The sequence below is a fragment of the Nocardioides luti genome (assembly GCF_014212315.1).
Classification (GTDB): Bacteria; Actinomycetota; Actinomycetes; order Propionibacteriales; family Nocardioidaceae; genus Nocardioides; species Nocardioides luti.
Window position 1 is genome coordinate 1,510,192 of the sequence record NZ_JACKXE010000001.1, and the last position, 14,707, is coordinate 1,524,898.

The 14,707-nt window shown below is 73.5% G+C and carries 15 protein-coding genes; 7 read left to right on the forward strand and 8 right to left on the reverse strand.

The genetic code is table 11. From position 1 onward, the window contains the following. The first annotated feature begins 15 nt into the window (after positions 1–15). Complete coding sequence (locus H5V45_RS07280) at positions 16–924, forward strand: LysR family transcriptional regulator (protein ID WP_185252315.1); 909 nt, start codon at positions 16–18, stop codon at positions 922–924. Here the strand turns inward: H5V45_RS07280 and H5V45_RS07285 are convergent. Further along, positions 902–1,375: a GNAT family N-acetyltransferase gene (locus H5V45_RS07285; RefSeq protein ID WP_185252316.1), complete on the reverse strand. Its 474-nt coding sequence runs from the start codon at positions 1,373–1,375 to the stop codon at positions 902–904. The two genes, H5V45_RS07280 and H5V45_RS07285, sit on opposite strands and share 23 nt — an antisense overlap. Beyond that, complete coding sequence (locus H5V45_RS07290; protein WP_185252317.1) at positions 1,369–2,568, reverse strand: DNA methyltransferase; 1,200 nt, start codon at positions 2,566–2,568, stop codon at positions 1,369–1,371. Before H5V45_RS07290 ends, H5V45_RS07285 begins: the two co-directional genes overlap by 7 nt. A gap of 97 nt (positions 2,569–2,665) precedes the next feature. Between H5V45_RS07290 and H5V45_RS07295 the strand changes: the two genes are divergently transcribed. Together H5V45_RS07295 and H5V45_RS21820 are read left to right on the forward strand one after the other, a co-directional pair. Beyond that, positions 2,666–4,222 carry an alpha/beta fold hydrolase gene (locus H5V45_RS07295; RefSeq protein WP_221633944.1) on the forward strand — a complete coding sequence of 519 codons (1,557 nt, stop codon included), beginning with the start codon at positions 2,666–2,668 and terminating at the stop codon, positions 4,220–4,222. A 19-nt stretch (positions 4,223–4,241) separates the two neighbouring features. Continuing rightward, on the forward strand, positions 4,242–5,471 hold the full coding sequence (locus H5V45_RS21820; protein WP_185252318.1) for a phosphodiester glycosidase family protein: 1,230 nt from the start codon (positions 4,242–4,244) through the stop codon (positions 5,469–5,471). Between the two features lie 27 nt (positions 5,472–5,498). On the opposite strand, the gene H5V45_RS07305 is transcribed toward H5V45_RS21820, so the two are convergent. Then, positions 5,499–6,035 carry a hypothetical protein gene (locus H5V45_RS07305; protein WP_185252319.1) on the reverse strand — a complete coding sequence of 179 codons (537 nt, stop codon included), beginning with the start codon at positions 6,033–6,035 and terminating at the stop codon, positions 5,499–5,501. Between the two features lie 57 nt (positions 6,036–6,092). On the opposite strand from H5V45_RS07305, the gene H5V45_RS07310 reads away from it, so the two are divergent. Beyond that, entirely contained in the window at positions 6,093–6,659 is a 567-nt protein-coding gene (locus H5V45_RS07310; RefSeq protein WP_185252320.1) for a uracil-DNA glycosylase family protein, read from the forward strand. A gap of 100 nt (positions 6,660–6,759) precedes the next feature. On the opposite strand, the gene glgC is transcribed toward H5V45_RS07310, so the two are convergent. Next, positions 6,760–8,007, reverse strand: a complete 1,248-nt coding sequence (glgC, locus tag H5V45_RS07315; RefSeq protein ID WP_185252321.1) for a glucose-1-phosphate adenylyltransferase — start codon at positions 8,005–8,007, stop codon at positions 6,760–6,762. A 66-nt stretch (positions 8,008–8,073) separates the two neighbouring features. Between glgC and glgA the strand changes: the two genes are divergently transcribed. Continuing rightward, the gene (gene glgA, locus H5V45_RS07320) at positions 8,074–9,261 is read left to right on the forward strand and encodes a glycogen synthase (protein ID WP_185252322.1); all 1,188 of its coding nucleotides are present in this window, start codon (positions 8,074–8,076) and stop codon (positions 9,259–9,261) included. Between the two features lie 12 nt (positions 9,262–9,273). Here glgA and H5V45_RS07325 read toward each other — a convergent pair whose 3' ends face one another. Continuing rightward, the gene (locus H5V45_RS07325; RefSeq protein WP_185252323.1) at positions 9,274–10,539 is read right to left on the reverse strand and encodes an MFS transporter; all 1,266 of its coding nucleotides are present in this window, start codon (positions 10,537–10,539) and stop codon (positions 9,274–9,276) included. Between the two features lie 64 nt (positions 10,540–10,603). Here H5V45_RS07325 and H5V45_RS07330 point away from each other — a divergent pair, with 64 nt between their 5' ends. Beyond that, entirely contained in the window at positions 10,604–11,278 is a 675-nt protein-coding gene (locus H5V45_RS07330) for a hypothetical protein (RefSeq protein ID WP_185252324.1), read from the forward strand. Between the two features lie 78 nt (positions 11,279–11,356). Here the strand turns inward: H5V45_RS07330 and H5V45_RS07335 are convergent, their stop codons facing one another. Both H5V45_RS07335 and H5V45_RS07340 read right to left on the reverse strand, forming a co-directional pair. Beyond that, positions 11,357–12,733 carry a GntP family permease gene (locus tag H5V45_RS07335; protein ID WP_425491459.1) on the reverse strand — a complete coding sequence of 459 codons (1,377 nt, stop codon included), beginning with the start codon at positions 12,731–12,733 and terminating at the stop codon, positions 11,357–11,359. Positions 12,734–12,762: 29 nt separating this feature from the next. Continuing rightward, positions 12,763–13,320, reverse strand: a complete 558-nt coding sequence (locus H5V45_RS07340) for a gluconokinase (protein WP_185252326.1) — start codon at positions 13,318–13,320, stop codon at positions 12,763–12,765. A 123-nt stretch (positions 13,321–13,443) separates the two neighbouring features. On the opposite strand from H5V45_RS07340, the gene H5V45_RS22610 reads away from it, so the two are divergent. Next, positions 13,444–14,163 (forward strand): FCD domain-containing protein, encoded by a 720-nt coding sequence (locus H5V45_RS22610; RefSeq protein WP_185252327.1) that lies wholly within the window; start codon positions 13,444–13,446, stop codon positions 14,161–14,163. Between the two features lie 9 nt (positions 14,164–14,172). On the opposite strand, the gene H5V45_RS07350 is transcribed toward H5V45_RS22610, so the two are convergent. Next, positions 14,173–14,577 carry a DUF4234 domain-containing protein gene (locus H5V45_RS07350; protein WP_221633945.1) on the reverse strand — a complete coding sequence of 135 codons (405 nt, stop codon included), beginning with the start codon at positions 14,575–14,577 and terminating at the stop codon, positions 14,173–14,175. Between the last annotated feature and the right edge of the window lie 130 nt (positions 14,578–14,707).

The window sequence follows — 14,707 nt, forward strand, 5'->3', positions numbered from 1 at the left end:
CTGAACGATAGACGCATGGACGTCCGCCGCCTGGAGCTGCTCCTCGAGCTGTCGCGCCACGGCTCGATGCGTGCGGTCGCCGACGAGCTCGGCCTCACCACCTCGACGGTGTCGCAGCAGATCGCCGCCCTCGCCCGCGAGGTCGGCACGGCCCTGCTGGAGCCGGACGGGCGGCGGGTCCGGCTGACCCCGGCCGGCCACCGGCTCGCGGGCCACGCGGTCACCGTGCTGGCCGCGGTGGAGGCCGCCCGCCTCGACCTGGACCCGACGGCCGACCCGGCCGGCACCGTGCGGATCGGCGGCTTCTCGACCGCGATCCGGCGCTCGCTGGTGCCCGTCAGCGCCGGGCTCGCGCGCACCCACCCGCTGGTCCGGCTGCACCTGCTCGAGCACGAGCCGCTGGAGGCGTTCGACCTGCTGGCGCGCGACGACGTCGACCTCGCGCTGGTCTACGACTACAACCTCGCCCCCGCACCGGTCCGCGCGGACGTCGAGACCCGGGAGCTGTGGACCACCGCGTGGGGGCTGGGCGTGCCGGCCGACGCGCCGGCCCCGCCGGCGGGCGCCGCGGCGGCGGACGTCGTGGCGGCGTACGCCAACCGCCCCTGGATCGTGAACTCGCGCAACACCGCCGACGAGGACGCCGTGCGGACGCTCGCGTCGCTCGGCGGCTTCACGCCCGAGATCGCCCACCGGATCGACGACCTCGCCCTCGTCGAGGAGCTGGTCGCCGGCGGGTACGGCGTCGGCCTGCTGCCCCAGGAGCGCCCCGTCGCGGACGGCGTCCGGGTGCTGGGCCTCGACGGTCCCGACGTCCGGCTGCGCGCCTACGCCGCCTTCCGACGGGGCCGCGACGCGTGGCCGCCGCTGCGGCTGGTGCTCGAGCGGATCGCCGCCGACCTCAGCGGCGCGGCAGGCGCTTGAGCATGAACAGCTCGTCACGTCCGTCGCGCACGTGCTCCCGCGCGCCGGTGAAGGCGTAGCCCAGCCGGAGGTAGGCACCCCGCCCGCGCGGGTTGTCCTCCATCACGCCGAGCGTGACCGTGTCCGCGCCCGCGTCGAGCACCACCTGCTCGCAGGCCCGCACCAGCGCCTCCACGAGCCCCGCGCCGCGGGCGTCCGGCGCGAGCCACATCCCGTTGACCGCCCAGCCGTCGCCGAAGAGGTAGACCCCCGCCGTCCCGACGTCGGCGCCGTCCCGGGAGGCGAGGAAGGTCGCCGGGCGGGCGGCACGGCGGCGCCACTCGGCCTCGTCGAACACCTGCTCCCGGGCGAGCGTCGAGCCGAACATCTCCGGCGACTCCGCGAGCGCCGCCAGCCGCACGGTGCGCAGCCGGCGCCAGTCGTCGGGCCCGACGCGGTCCACGCTCAGCACGACGCCCCCTCCTCGGCGTACCCGCCTCCGACCGTCGCGGCGACCGCGCGCAGCCGCGCCCGGGTGATGTCGGCGACCGTGAGCAGCCCGGCGTTGCGGGCGTTCGACCCCTCCCGCGTCGGCTCGGCGGAGTTCACGCTCAGGCAGGTGCGGGTGCCGCCGTCCTCGGCGTTCTGCAGGGCCACGGCGTGCCCGGTGGTCCCGCTGCCCGCGAAGAAGTCGAGCACCCGGGCGTCGTCCGGCATGGTCGCGAGGATCCGGCGCACCAGCCCGGTCGGCTTCGGCGACTCGAAGACGTGACCGACGATCTCCTTGAGCTCGGCGACGGCGGTGTCGGTCGAGCCGACCTCCTCCGCGAGCCAGATCGTCCGCAGCTTCTTGCGGCGCCCGGCGCCGTCGCGGTGCAGCCAGTCGCGCTGGAAGACGTCGACCCGCTCCCCGGTGCGCCCCCGGACCCGCCGGCAGACCAGGTCGTCGGGGCGCTCGTCGATCAGCGGGCGGCTCCAGCGCCACACCGCGGGCGTGCCGTCCCCGAAGACCGGCCCGATCTCCTGGGCACCGTCGAAGGGCGTGGTCCGCACGGCCCCCGTCTCGGGGTCGCCCCAGAGCGTGAAGTGCAGCGTGCGCGCGGTGACCGGGTTGAACTTCTTGTTGGTGTTGCGCAACGGCAGGTGCCGGAAGCGCCGCCCGTCCGGCGTGGTGAGCGGGAAGTCGGCGGGGTCGACGCCGTCGGCGCTGCTCGCGTCCAGCACGGTCCGCTTCGCGTCGCGGGCGTGGACGAGGAGGTACTCGTGCACGCCGGCGAACCCGCGCCCGAGCTGGCGCCCCTTGGGGTTGAGGTTCACGACCACCTGGGCGAGGAAGTTGGCCTCGCCGAAGACCTCGTCCAGCAGCAGCCGGAGGTACGCCGCCTCGTTGTCGTCGATGCTGACGTAGATCGCCCCCGTGTCGGCCAGCACCGCGCGCGCCGCGACCAGCCGCGGCCGCATCATCGCCACCCAGGCCTCGTGCCGCGTGGTCGCCCCGGCGCCGCCCGACGCCCGGGTGCCGCGGATGTCGTCGCGGTAGGCGAAGTCGTTGCCGGTGTTGTACGGCGGGTCGATGTAGACCAGGTCGAAGCGCTCGCCCCGCTCCGCCAGCCGCTCCAGCACGTCGAGGTTGTCGCCCTCGACGAAGGTGTTCCACGGCTGCACGGGGCGACCCTAGTGCGCCGACGTACCGTGACCTCCGGCACACGCACCAGTTGAACCCGACGTCCCCCCACGCAGTCCCACCGCAGATCGAGGTCCCATGAAGTCGCGCATCGCCCTGAAGACCACGCTGGGCATCGCCGCCGTCGTGGCGACGGCCACGCTGAGCGCCGTCCCGGTCACGACCGCGCAGGCCGCCGCCCCCACGACGCGGGTGACCAACGCCTGCCTGACGAGCGTCCCGGACCCGGGCACGACCGAGAAGGTCCAGATCTGCTACTCGCTGTTCCGGCCGGCGGGCGCCACGAAGCGGCACCGCGTGCCGCTGATCATGCACAGCCACGGGTGGGGCGGCTCGCGCACGACCGACCCGGCCGGCTTCCAGAAGTTCCTCGACGCCGGGTACGCCGTGCTGTCGTTCGACCAGCGCGGCTTCGGCGAGAGCGGTGGCCAGGCCTACGTCGAGAACCCGACCGTCGAGGGCCACGACGTGCGCAGGCTGGTCCGCCTGGTCAGCCGGCTCCCGTGGGTGCAGCAGGACGGCAAGGGCGACCCGCACCTGGGCGCGATCGGCGGCAGCTACGGCGGCGGCTACCAGTTCCTCGGCGCCTTCGAGGAGCTCCGCGTGAAGGGCAAGCCCGTCTTCGACGCGCTGGCACCGGAGATCACGTGGTTCGACCTGCACGAGAGCCTCGCCCCCCGCGACGTCGTCCGCACCGCCTGGGCCTCGGTGCTGACCGCGGCGGCCCAGCCCAGCAACGCGCTGCCGCCGAAGATCCTCACGGCGTTCACCGAGGGCGCCGCCACCGGCACCTGGCCCGACGGGTCCAGCCCGACGGGGACGAACCTCAACCCGTTCTTCCGCAAGAACGGCCCGAAGTGGCACGTCGACCACGGCCGGAGACTCGACATCCCGGTGCTCTTCGGCCAGGGCACCACCGACTCGCTCTTCCCGCTCGAGCAGGGCCTGCAGAACTGGAAGAAGTCGATCACCAAGCATGCGCGGAAGCACAGCATCTTCGTCGCCTACAACGGCGGCCACGTGCTGCCGGCGGTCACCCCGCCTGGCGTCAACGTCTCCTCCGACCCGTGCAGCAAGACGCTGGCGGGCGGCTCCTTCGAGGACCTCTCGCTGCGCTTCTTCGACGAGCAGCTGAAGCACCGCCACACGGGCCTGAAGGGCTACGGCCGCTACCACCTGGCGACCCCCGACAGCACCTGCACGACGGTCGGCTCCGTGCGCCCCGACAAGGCCTTCGACATCGGCACCGTGGCCACGACCGAGACCGGCGGCGCGCCGCTGTCGTACGCCGTCGCGCAGGGCCCGATCCGGATCGCCGGCTCGTCGTACGTCACCGCGTCGATGACCGCGCTCGGCGCGACCAACCGGGCGTTCTACGGCCTGGCCGTCGGCACCACGCCGGCCGACGCGCACCTGGTGCAGAACAACGTGCTCCCGATCAACGAGGCCGCACCGGTGACGGGCGAGAAGCGCCGCTTCCCGCTGCCCTCGGTCGCGATCGACGTGCCGGAGGGGCAGACGCTCTACCTGCTCGCCAGCCCCGTCAGCGACACCTTCGTCGGGATGGGCAGCCGGACGCCCGGCGCCGTCGTCCTCGAGGACACGGTCGTGCACCTCCCCGTCGTGCGCCGCTGACCGACCTACCCTCGTGGGCGTGTCCGTCCGCCGGTTCCTGCCCGCCGCCGGGGTCGTCTGCGCCCTGGCGCTGACGGCTCCCGCGCTGGCCGGCCCGGGCGACCTGCGGGCCGGGCACGCGGCCGCGGCGGACCGGCACCACCCCGGGGCGAGCTCGGGTCGCGACCCCGGGACCGGGGCGCTGCCGATCCCGCAGGCGCTCCGCGGGCCGACGACGACCAGCGGCACGGTCAGCTGGCCGGTCGCGCCCGGCGTGACCTACACGCGCTGGGAGCGCAACGACGCGCGCGGGCCGGTCCGGGTGCACCTGCTGAGCGTGAACCCGGCCGAGCCGGGCGTGCAGCTCGACTACGCCGGGCCCGCCAGGGTGCGACGGACGGCGCGGGTCGTCGACCTCCTGGCCCGCGACGCGGCGGTGGCCGGGGTGAACGGCGACTTCTACGACATCGGGCACACCGGCGCCCCGCTCGGCCTGGGCCGGGACCGGCAGCGGGGGCTGCTGCACGGCCGGCAGAGCGGCTGGAACGCCGCGTTCTACCTCGACGCCGCGGGCGTGCCGCAGATCGGCGAGATCACGCTCACCACGCGGATGGCCCAGCACCCGCGGCTGCCGATCACCAACCTCAACTCGCCGTTCGTGCGGCCCGGTGGCATCGGCGTCTACACCAGGCGCTGGGGCCGGGCGGCCGGCTACGAGGTCACCGACGGCCGCCGTACGCACGTCCGCGCCGTGCAGGTCCGCGGCGGCGTGGTCCGTTCCACCTCGACCACGCTCACGCACGGCCGGCCGGTCCGCGGGACGCTGCTCGTCGGCCGCGGCGAGGGCGCCCGCCAGCTCCGGCGCCTCCAGCCGGGCGACCCGGTCACCCTGACGCACGCGCTCGACCCGGACCCCCAGGTGGCGATCACCGGCAGCACGATCCTGGTCGACGAGGGTGTCATCCAGGTCACCGCGGACCGCGTCCAGCACCCGCGCACGGCGGTCGGCATCGACCGCGACACCGGCGAGGTGCTGATCGTCGTCGTGGACGGCCGCAGCAAGGCCAGCCGCGGGGCGACCCTGGCCGAGCTCGCCGACCTGATGATCGACCTGGGCGCGGACGAGGCGCTCAACCTCGACGGGGGTGGGTCGTCGACGATGGTCGCCACGAAGCCTGGCGGGTCCCCCGCCGTGCGCAACCACCCGTCGGACGGCTTCCAGCGCTCGGTCGCGAACGCGCTCGAGGTGACCTGGACGGACCCGTCCTAGCGACCCTCCGCCGCCGCGCAGTGGCGGTCAGACCGCGGTCTCGTCGACCGCGACCAGGGCCACGGAGGTGACCGGCGCGAAGCACTCCTGACGCGGGGTGGCGACCTTGAGCGCCGTGACCGTCAGGCCCTCGTCGGTGCGCTGCACGGAGACGTCGGAGGGCACGTCGCACCCGACCGCGACGACCGAGGCCACGAGGACCTGGCCGGCGGGCACCTCGGCCCCGTCGGCGGCCGCGGCGACCTTGCGGGCCAGCTCCGGGCTCGTGAACTGTTGCGTGAAGGTGCTGACCGCGGCGTCGCCGTCGAGGACCGTGGCCGGGCCGCCGGGCTCGCCGCCCGCGCTGGTGGCCGAGACGATGTCGACGGTGGTGGCCTCGACGGTGCCGAGCCCGCCGGGCGACTGCCGGTCGTCCGGGGCCGGCGAGGCGGTCGTGCCCGTCGAGGCGGTCGGGGCGGTCGGGGCCGGGTCGCTGGCCTCCTCGGCGGAGTCCGCGCCGCAGCCGGCCAGCAGGCCGGTCGCGAGGACGGTCGTCAGCAGCAGGGGTCCGAGAGTTCGTCGCATGGGCATGGGACGCTACCGCCCCGCTCGAGGTTCCGTACGCCGTGGCAGGCTGCGCCCGTGCCCCGCTTCACCCGCGCCGAGCTCGAGTCCTTCCGGGACGCCGAGGTGCCCGACCTGCTCGGCCCCGACCTCCGGCTGCTGTTCGTCGGGATCAACCCGGGCCTGTGGACCGCCGCGACGCAGACCCACTTCGCGCACCCGGTGAACCGCTTCTACCCGGCCCTGCTGCGCGCCGGGATCATCGAGCACCCGGTCGACCCGTCGGCCGGCATGACCGACGCCGACCGCGGGCACCTCACGTCCCGGGGCATCGGGATCAGCAACCTGGTCCGCCGGGCGACCGCGAAGGCGTCCGAACTGACCGCGGCCGAGCTGCGCGAGGGCGGCGCGGCGCTGGAGGCGCTCGTCCGCCGGACGTCGCCCCGGGTGGTCGCGGTCGCCGGCATCACGGCGTACCGCTCCGCCTTCGGGCAGCCGAAGGCCGTCCCCGGACGCCAGCCGGACCCGCTCGCCGGCGCCGAGCTGTGGGTGGTGCCGAACCCGAGCGGCCTCAACGCGCACGAGACGGTCGCCTCGCTGGCCGAGGCCTACGCCGCCCCCGCCCGCGCCGCCGGCGTGATCTGAGCCGGCAGGGTCGGAGCTCCTGTCATGAATCTGGCGCTGGTGTCATGGAACTCCGTGACAGGAGCGCCAGTTTCACCGGGTACCCGGTGAAACTTCCCCCTCACCCCGGGAAGCGCTGGTCCTTGCCCAGGATCGTCAGCCCGTCCTCGACGACGAACCCGCGGGCCAGGTCGGCGGCGGCGTCGACACCGACGTGCGCCCCGTCGGGGACGACGACGTTCTTGTCGAGGATCGCGTTGCGGACGACGGCGCCGCGGCCGATCCGGACGCCGCTCATCAGCACGGAGTCGGAGATCTCGGCACCGGCACCGACGCGGACGGCCGGCGAGAGGACCGAGCGGGCCACCGAGCCGCCGGACACCACGACCCCGGGCGAGAGCACGGCCTCGAGGGTGGAGGCGGCCTGGCCGTCCTCGCCCTGGGTGATCTTGACCGGGGGCTGCGGGCCGTAGGAGGTGTAGATCGGCCAGTCGAAGTTGTAGAGGTTGAACACCGGCAGCGGCGAGACCAGGTCCATGTGCGCGGTGTAGTAGGAGCCGAGCGTCCCGACGTCGCGCCAGTAGCCGCGGTCGCGGTCGGTGGCGCCGGCGACGTGGTTGTCCTTGAAGTCGTAGACGCCGGCCTGGTTGCGGCGCACGAACGCCGGCACGATGTCGCCACCCATGTCGTGCTTGGAGCCGACCTCGGTCGAGTCGCGGGTGACCGCCTCGACCAGCGCGTCGGCGTCGAAGACGTAGTTGCCCATCGACGCGAGCACCTCACCGGGCGAGTCCGGCAGGCCGTCGACCTGCGTGGGCTTCTCGAGGAAGTCGCGGATCCGGGTCGTGTCGTTCGGCTGCACGTCGATCACGCCGAACTGGTCGGCCAGCTCGATCGGCTGCCGGATCGCCGCGACGGTGCAGGCGGCCCCGGTCTCGATGTGCTGCTCCACCATCTGGGAGAAGTCCATCCGGTAGATGTTGTCCGCGCCCACGACCACGACGATGTCGGGCTTCTCGTCGCGGATCAGGTTGAGCGACTGGAAGATCGCGTCCGCGCTGCCGAGGTACCAGTGCTTGCCGACGCGCTGCTGGGCCGGCACCGGGGTGACGTAGTTGCCGAGCATCGTCGACATCCGCCAGGTCTGCGTGACGTGGCGGTCGAGGCTGTGCGACTTGTACTGCGTGAGCACCACGATCTGCAGGTAGCCCGAGTTCACGACGTTCGACAGCGCGAAGTCGATGAGGCGGTAGATGCCGGCGAACGGCACCGCCGGTTTGGCACGGTCGGCCGTGAGCGGCATCAGCCGCTTGCCCTCGCCTCCTGCCAGCACGATCGCCAGGACCTTCTTGCGCGGGGAGGCACTCATGACGCTCACGTTAACGGTCCCGGACGCTGCGGGGCAGTGGTGATCCCAAGGAGTAGTTTCCTCGGCATGCGAGTCGACGTGCTGTCCAAGGAGTACCCCCCGGAGATCTACGGCGGAGCCGGCGTCCACGTGGCCGAGCTCGTGAAGGCGCTGCGCTCCCGCGCCGACGTCGAGGCGCACGTGCACGCCTTCGGCGCGCTGCGCGACGAGGCGCTGACGAGCTCGTACGCCGACCACGCCGAGCTGGCCCACGCCAACGGCGCGCTGAAGACGCTCGGCGTCGACCTGTCGATCGTCGACGGCTGCGCCGGGACCGAGCTGGTGCACTCCCACACGTGGTACGCCAACTTCGCCGGACACCTCGCCTCCCTGCTGTACGGCGTCCCGCACGTCGTCAGCGCGCACTCGCTCGAGCCGCTGCGACCGTGGAAGGCCGAGCAGCTCGGCGGCGGGTACGCCGTGTCCTCGTGGGTGGAGAGGACCTCCTACGAGGCCGCGGCCGCGGTCATCGCGGTCTCGGCCGCCATGCGCGACGACGTGCTGGCGTCGTACCCCTCCATCGACCCGGCGAAGGTGCACGTCGTCCACAACGGCATCGACACCGCCGCCTGGGCGCCGAGCGACGACCCCGACCGGGTCCGCTCGCACGGGGTCGACCCCGACCGCCCGTCGGTCGTGTTCGTCGGTCGGATCACCCGCCAGAAGGGGCTGCCGCTCTTCCTGCGCGCCGTCGCGCAGCTGCCGCCGGACGTGCAGATCGTGCTCTGCGCCGGAGCCCCGGACACCCCCGAGATCGAGGCCGAGGTCTCCGGGCTGGTCGCCGACCTCGCCGCCACCCGCACCGGCGTCGTCTGGATCCGCGAGATGCTGCCGCGCCTCGACGTGGTCGCGCTGCTGAGCGCCGCCACGGCGTTCGTCTGCCCGTCGATCTACGAGCCGCTCGGCATCGTGAACCTCGAGGCGATGGCCTGCGAGACCGCCGTCGTCGCCACGGCCACCGGCGGGATACCCGAGGTCGTCGTGCACGGCGAGACCGGGCTGCTGGTGCCGATCGACCAGGCCACCGACGGGACGGGCACGCCGCTGGACCCGGAGAAGTACGTCGCCGACTTCGCGGCCGCGCTCATCGAGGTCGTCTCCGACCCCGACCGGGCCGCCGCGATGGGCCGGGCCGGGCGGGAGCGCGCGATCGCGTCCTTCAGCTGGGACGCGATCGCCGAGCGGACGGTGGAGCTCTACCGCTCGGTGCTCTGAGGCCCGGCGCCGTCAGGCGTCGACCAGCGCCCCGCGCGGGAGCGTCCGCACCGACCGCATCGAGGCCACCAGCACCGAGGCCCCGACACCGATCACGGACATCCCCCACAGGGTGGCGTGCAGGCCGACCGCGGCGCTGGTCAGGCCGGCGAGCAGGTTGCCGACCGGGATCACCCCGGCGGTCGTGAGGTAGTCGTAGCTCGACACCCGCGACAGCGACCGCTCGGGCACGTGCTCGCCCAGCGAGGTCTCCCAGAGCGTGAACGCCCCGGTCACGCACACGCCCGCGAGCAGCTCCAGCCCGGCGATCCCCCACACACCGATCCCGCTGCCGAGGAAGGCCGCCTGGCAGGACGCACCGACGAGGGCGACCGAGGCGACCCGGAGGGCGAACCGCGGCCGCCAGCGCACCAGCACCAGGTCGCCGACCACGTTGCCGATCCCGAACGCCGTGACGGTGATCGCCCAGTCGTGCGCGCCACCGAGCTCGCGGGCGAAGAGGACCGGGCCGATCACGAAGATCGAGGGCAGCACGACCACGTGGTAGACGCTCATCCCGCCCAGGAAGCCGAGCACCCACGAGCGGCTGCGCACCTCGGACCAGCCCTCGCGCAGGGAGGTCCAGAAGTGGTCGGTCGTCGCCGCCGGGTCCTCCTCCGCGAGCGCCTCGCGGACCACGCGCGGGCGCAGCGGCAGCAGCAGCCCGATCGAGACGGCGAAGGTCGCCGCGTCGAAGAGGAGCGCTCCCCCGGGGCCGCCGCCGAAGGCGATCAGCAGGCCGGCCACCACCGGCCCGACCACGTTGCCCAGCGAGAACGACAGCCCGCGCAGCGCGTTGGCCGGCTGGATGTTGCCCGGCGACACCGTCGTCGGGAGCAGCCCGCTGAACGCGGGCGCGAAGAACGCGTCGGCGGCGCCGTACGCCGCGGCGAGCACCGCGAGGTGCGCGACCTCGGCCTCACCGGAGAGCAGCAGCACGGCCGCGACCAGCTGGCAGAGCATCCGGACGGCGTCGGAGGCGATCAGGATCCGCTTGCGGTCGAGCCGGTCCGCCCAGACCCCGGCCGGCAGCGCCAGCACGACGAACGGCAGGAACTGCGCCGCCGAGACGAGCGCGACGTCTGCCACGCCGCCACCCGTGGCGAGCACCGCGAACGGCAGCGCGACGGCGGTGACGCGGTCGCCGAGGATGGAGAGCACCTGGCTGCCGAAGAGCAGGCGGTACGGCGGCTCGTCGCGCAGCACCGCGGGCAGCCGGAGGCGGGTCGAGGTCAGCACCGGCACAGGATCGCAGCGGTCGCCCCCTGTCGGCGACGGCATTCCGTGACTACTGTCCCCCTGCATGACGTCCAAGCTGATGTTCCTGCTGTGGGGTGACGACCTCCCCGAGGCGCTGCGCGACTGCGACCTGCACGCGCGGCTCGCCGCCCGGGGCGTGCACCGCCTCCAGGTGAACCTCGACGACGAGCCGGTGGCACCGGCGCTGCGCCTGCAGACCTTCGACGAGCCGGTGGGCGCGGTCGTGAGCGTCTGGACCGAGCGGGAGGGCGAGGACGTCGTGGCGGCGCTGAGTGGCGCGGCCAGGCGGGTCGAGGGCTGGCGCGTCGACGAGCGCCGCCCGCTCGACCCGCCGGAGAGCTGGGACGGGAGCCGGGCGGACACGCTCGCCAACGTCGCCGTCCTGCGGCGGCCCGAGGAGCTGCCGCGCGAGGACTGGCTGGCCTGGTGGCTCGGGCCGCACACCGAGATCGCGATGGAGACCCAGGCGACCTTCGGCTACCTGCAGAACGTCGTGGTCGAGCCGGTGACGCCGGACGCCCCGCCCGTCGACGCGATCGTCGAGGAGCTCTTCCCGAGCGAGGCGCTGGGCGACGTGCACGCGTTCTACGGCAGCGACGGCGACGACGATGAGCTCGGCCGGCGCCTCACCCGCCTCATGGAGAGCGTGGGGCGGATGGGCGCCGACCGGGACCTCGACCTGGTGCCGTCGAGCCGCTACCTGTTCGACCTGGACTGATCCCCCCGAGACGCCGCGTGTGCCTGACGACGCGCCGGGGCGCGTCCTCAGGCACACGGCGCGGGGGCGGAGGCGGCGCTAGCCGACGAAGATCCCCAGGATCAGCACGAAGAACAGCCCGCTGACCGACAGCACGGTCTCCATCAGCGACCAGGTCTTGAGGGTCTGGCCGACGGTCATGCCGAAGTACTCCTTCACCAGCCAGAAACCGGCGTCGTTGACGTGGCTGAAGAACACCGAGCCGGCACCGATCGCCAGCACGACCAGCGAGGTCTCGCCGGACGAGAGCCCGTCGACCAGCCCGATCATCAGCGAGGACGCCGTGATCGTGGCGATCGTCGCGGAGCCGGTCGCGAGCCGGATCAGCACCGCCAGCACCCAGGCGAGGAGCAGCACCGAGACGTTGCCGTCACGGGCCCAGTCGGCGAGCAGCGTGCCGACGCCGGTGTCGACGAGCACCTGCTTGAAGCCGCCGCCGGCGGCCACGATCAGGATGATGCCGGCGATCGGGGGCAGCGAGTCCGTCACGGTCGAGGAGACGCGGGCCTTGTCCATGCCGGAGCCGCGGCCCAGCGTCACCATGGCGACGAGCAGCGCGATCAGCAGCGCGAAGAGCGGCTCGCCGATCAGGTCGAGCACCCGGCGTACGGGCTGCATGTTGTCCTCGATCGCGATGTCCGCGACGGCCTTGCCCATCATCAGCACGACCGGCAGCAGCACGGTGGCCATGGTGATCCCGAACGACGGGCGGCGGTCGTCGACGGCGCGCTCGGAGTCGAAGCGGTCGGGGGCCGGGATGTCGACCCAGCCGCCGGCCAGGCGGCCGAAGAGCGGGCCGGCCACGACGACGGTCGGGATCGCGACGAGCAGGCCGAGCGCGAGCGTCAGGCCGAGGTTGGCGCCGAGGTAGCCGACCGCGGTGACCGGACCGGGGTGCGGCGGCACGAAGCCGTGCATCGCGGACAGGCCGGCCAGGGCCGGGATGCCGACGGTGATCAGCGAGACCTGGGCGCGGCGGGCGACGAGGTAGATGACCGGCATCAGCAGCACGAGGCCGATCTCGAAGAACATCGGCAGGCCGATGATGCCGCCGACCAGGGCCATCGCCCACGGCAGCATTCGCGGGGAGGCGTGGCCCACGATCGTGTCGACGATCTGGTCCGCGCCGCCGGACTCGGCGAGCAGCTTGGCGAACATCGCGCCGAGCGCGATCAGGATGCCGACGCCCGCGGCGGTCGAGCCGAAGCCGGCCGTGAACGACGGGACGATGCCCTTGCCGTCCGCGTCGGCCAGGACGCTCTCGCCGGCGACCGCACCGACGGTGAGCGCGCCGCCGATCAGGGCGAGGAACGGGTGCAGCTTCAGCACCGTGATGAGCAGGACGATCAGGGCGATGCCCGCGAGGGCGCCGGTGATCAGCTGGGCCCCGGGGGCCACCGGATCCACGATCGGCACCGTGGCGAGCGGCAGGCTGGACAGGGACATCAGCGGTTCTCCTTCGAGGTGGTGGTGGCGGTGCGGACGTACTCCTCGACGATCGCGTCGACGCTCTGGTCGACGTCGATCACGAGGCCGTGCTCGTCGGGCTGCAGCGGCTCGAGGGTCGAGAACTGCGAGGTCAGCAGCGAGGCCGGCATGAAGTGGCCGGGGCGGGTCGCCTGACGGCGCGCGATGACCTCGTGGGCGCCCTCCAGGTGCAGGAACTCCAGGATGGGCGCGTGGTGGCGCAGCTGGTCGCGGTACTTCCGCTTCAGCGCCGAGCAGCTCACGACGCCGCCGGCGGGCTGGCCCGCGAGCCACTCCCCGATCCGCTCGAGCCAGGGCGCCCGGTCGTCGTCGTCGAGCGCCTCGCCGGCCGACATCTTGGCGATGTTCGCAGCCGGGTGGAGGTCGTCGGCGTCGGCGAACGGCACGCCGAGGCGCTGGGCCAGCGCGGCGCCGACGGTGGACTTGCCGGAGCCGGACACCCCCATGACGACGAGCAGGGGCGCGGGCGAGGCCGGTGATGGGGCAGGCCGTGGTGCGGGGTGCGGTGCAGGCATGGGTGGACTCCTCGGGACGTGGCTGCCGTCACATCCTGCAATCATTCGTCATACCTTTGCAAGGTTTTGGCGAAGATTAGCCCGTTCTTTTTACTCCGAGCGCTGGGGTGACATGATGAATGGGTGAGCGAGACCCCTTCCGGACAGCACGCCAGCGTCCTCGCCGCCCTCGGTGGCCGGATCGCCTCCGGCGAGCTCGCCGTCGGCCAGGTCCTGACCCTCGACGGCATCTGCGCGGAGTACGCCGTCTCGCGCAGCGTCGCGCGCGAGGCGATCCGGGTCCTGGAGTCGATGGGGCTCGCGGCGTCGCGGCGCCGGGTGGGCATCACCATCCAGCCCCGGCACCGGTGGAACGTCTTCGACCCGCGCGTGATCCGCTGGCGGCTCGACGGGGGCGACCGGACCGAGCAGCTGCTCTCGCTCTCGGAGCTGCGCCGCGGGATCGAGCCGGTGGCGGCGGCGCTGGCCGCCGGGCGCGCCACCCCGCACCACTGCCGGATCCTGGCCGCCGCGGTCTCGGACATGGTGGTCCACGGGCGCGAGGGCGACCTGGACCGCTACCTGCTGGCCGACACGATCTTCCACCGGACCCTGCTCGAGGCCAGCGGCAACGAGATGCTGCGCGCGCTCGACACGGTGGTCGCCGAGGTGCTCTCGGGCCGCACCCACCACGGGATGATGCCCGACCGCCCGAACCCCGCGGCGATCGCGCTGCACGACGAGGTCGCCCGCGCCGTACGCCTCGGCGACGCCGCCGGCGCCGAGCGGGCGATGCGCGCGATCATCGAGGAGGCCGCCGACGCGCTGCGCGACGAGCAGGCCGGCGACGACCAGCCGGAGTGAGACCCGGCGTCAGCTGGCGCCGACGGAGCGCCAGTACTCGTTGAGCGCCCCGTTGGTCTTCACGAACCACACGATGGGGCCGACGATGATGAGCGAGCCGGGGAAGTACCACAGCCCGGTCGTCGCGCTGACCGGCTTCTCGCGACCCGCGCGCTCGTAGAGACCGCCGACCTCGTGCGAGGTCACGTAGGGGATCACGAAGCCGACGAAGAACGCCAGCACGAAGGCCAGGCCGCCGCCGATGCCCTGGCCGGAGTGGCGCTTCATCTCGCCGTGCACCTTGACGAACCAGACGATCGCGTAGATCCCGATCGTCACGATCGCGAGGACGATGCACAGGCCCGTCCCGCGGATCTTGCCGGGCGCACCCGGGGCGGCCGCCGCGGGGGCGGTGGCGAACTGGTTCTCGGTCACGACGGGCTCCTCCTGGGACGTTCGACCTCCGGCGGCGCGACGCTAGCGCGCTCCGACCCCGCTCCGCCGACGAACGCCGCAGCCGGCCCAGGCGCTCTGGACCGGTCCCCCAACCGCCGGGCCCTCGGGT

What these genes read in the sequence shown, in the direction of transcription:
- H5V45_RS07280 (WP_185252315.1), top strand. Translation starts at nt 16, where the DNA reads ATGGACGTCCGCCGCCTGGAGCTGCTCCTCGAGCTGTCGCGCCACGGC.
- H5V45_RS07295 (WP_221633944.1), top strand. Translation starts at nt 2,666, where the DNA reads ATGAAGTCGCGCATCGCCCTGAAGACCACGCTGGGCATCGCCGCCGTC.
- H5V45_RS07305 (WP_185252319.1), bottom strand. Translation starts at nt 6,035, where the DNA reads ATGCGACGAACTCTCGGACCCCTGCTGCTGACGACCGTCCTCGCGACC.
- glgC (WP_185252321.1), bottom strand. Translation starts at nt 8,007, where the DNA reads ATGAGTGCCTCCCCGCGCAAGAAGGTCCTGGCGATCGTGCTGGCAGGA.
- glgA (WP_185252322.1), top strand. Translation starts at nt 8,074, where the DNA reads ATGCGAGTCGACGTGCTGTCCAAGGAGTACCCCCCGGAGATCTACGGC.
- H5V45_RS07330 (WP_185252324.1), top strand. Translation starts at nt 10,604, where the DNA reads ATGACGTCCAAGCTGATGTTCCTGCTGTGGGGTGACGACCTCCCCGAG.
- H5V45_RS07340 (WP_185252326.1), bottom strand. Translation starts at nt 13,320, where the DNA reads ATGCCTGCACCGCACCCCGCACCACGGCCTGCCCCATCACCGGCCTCG.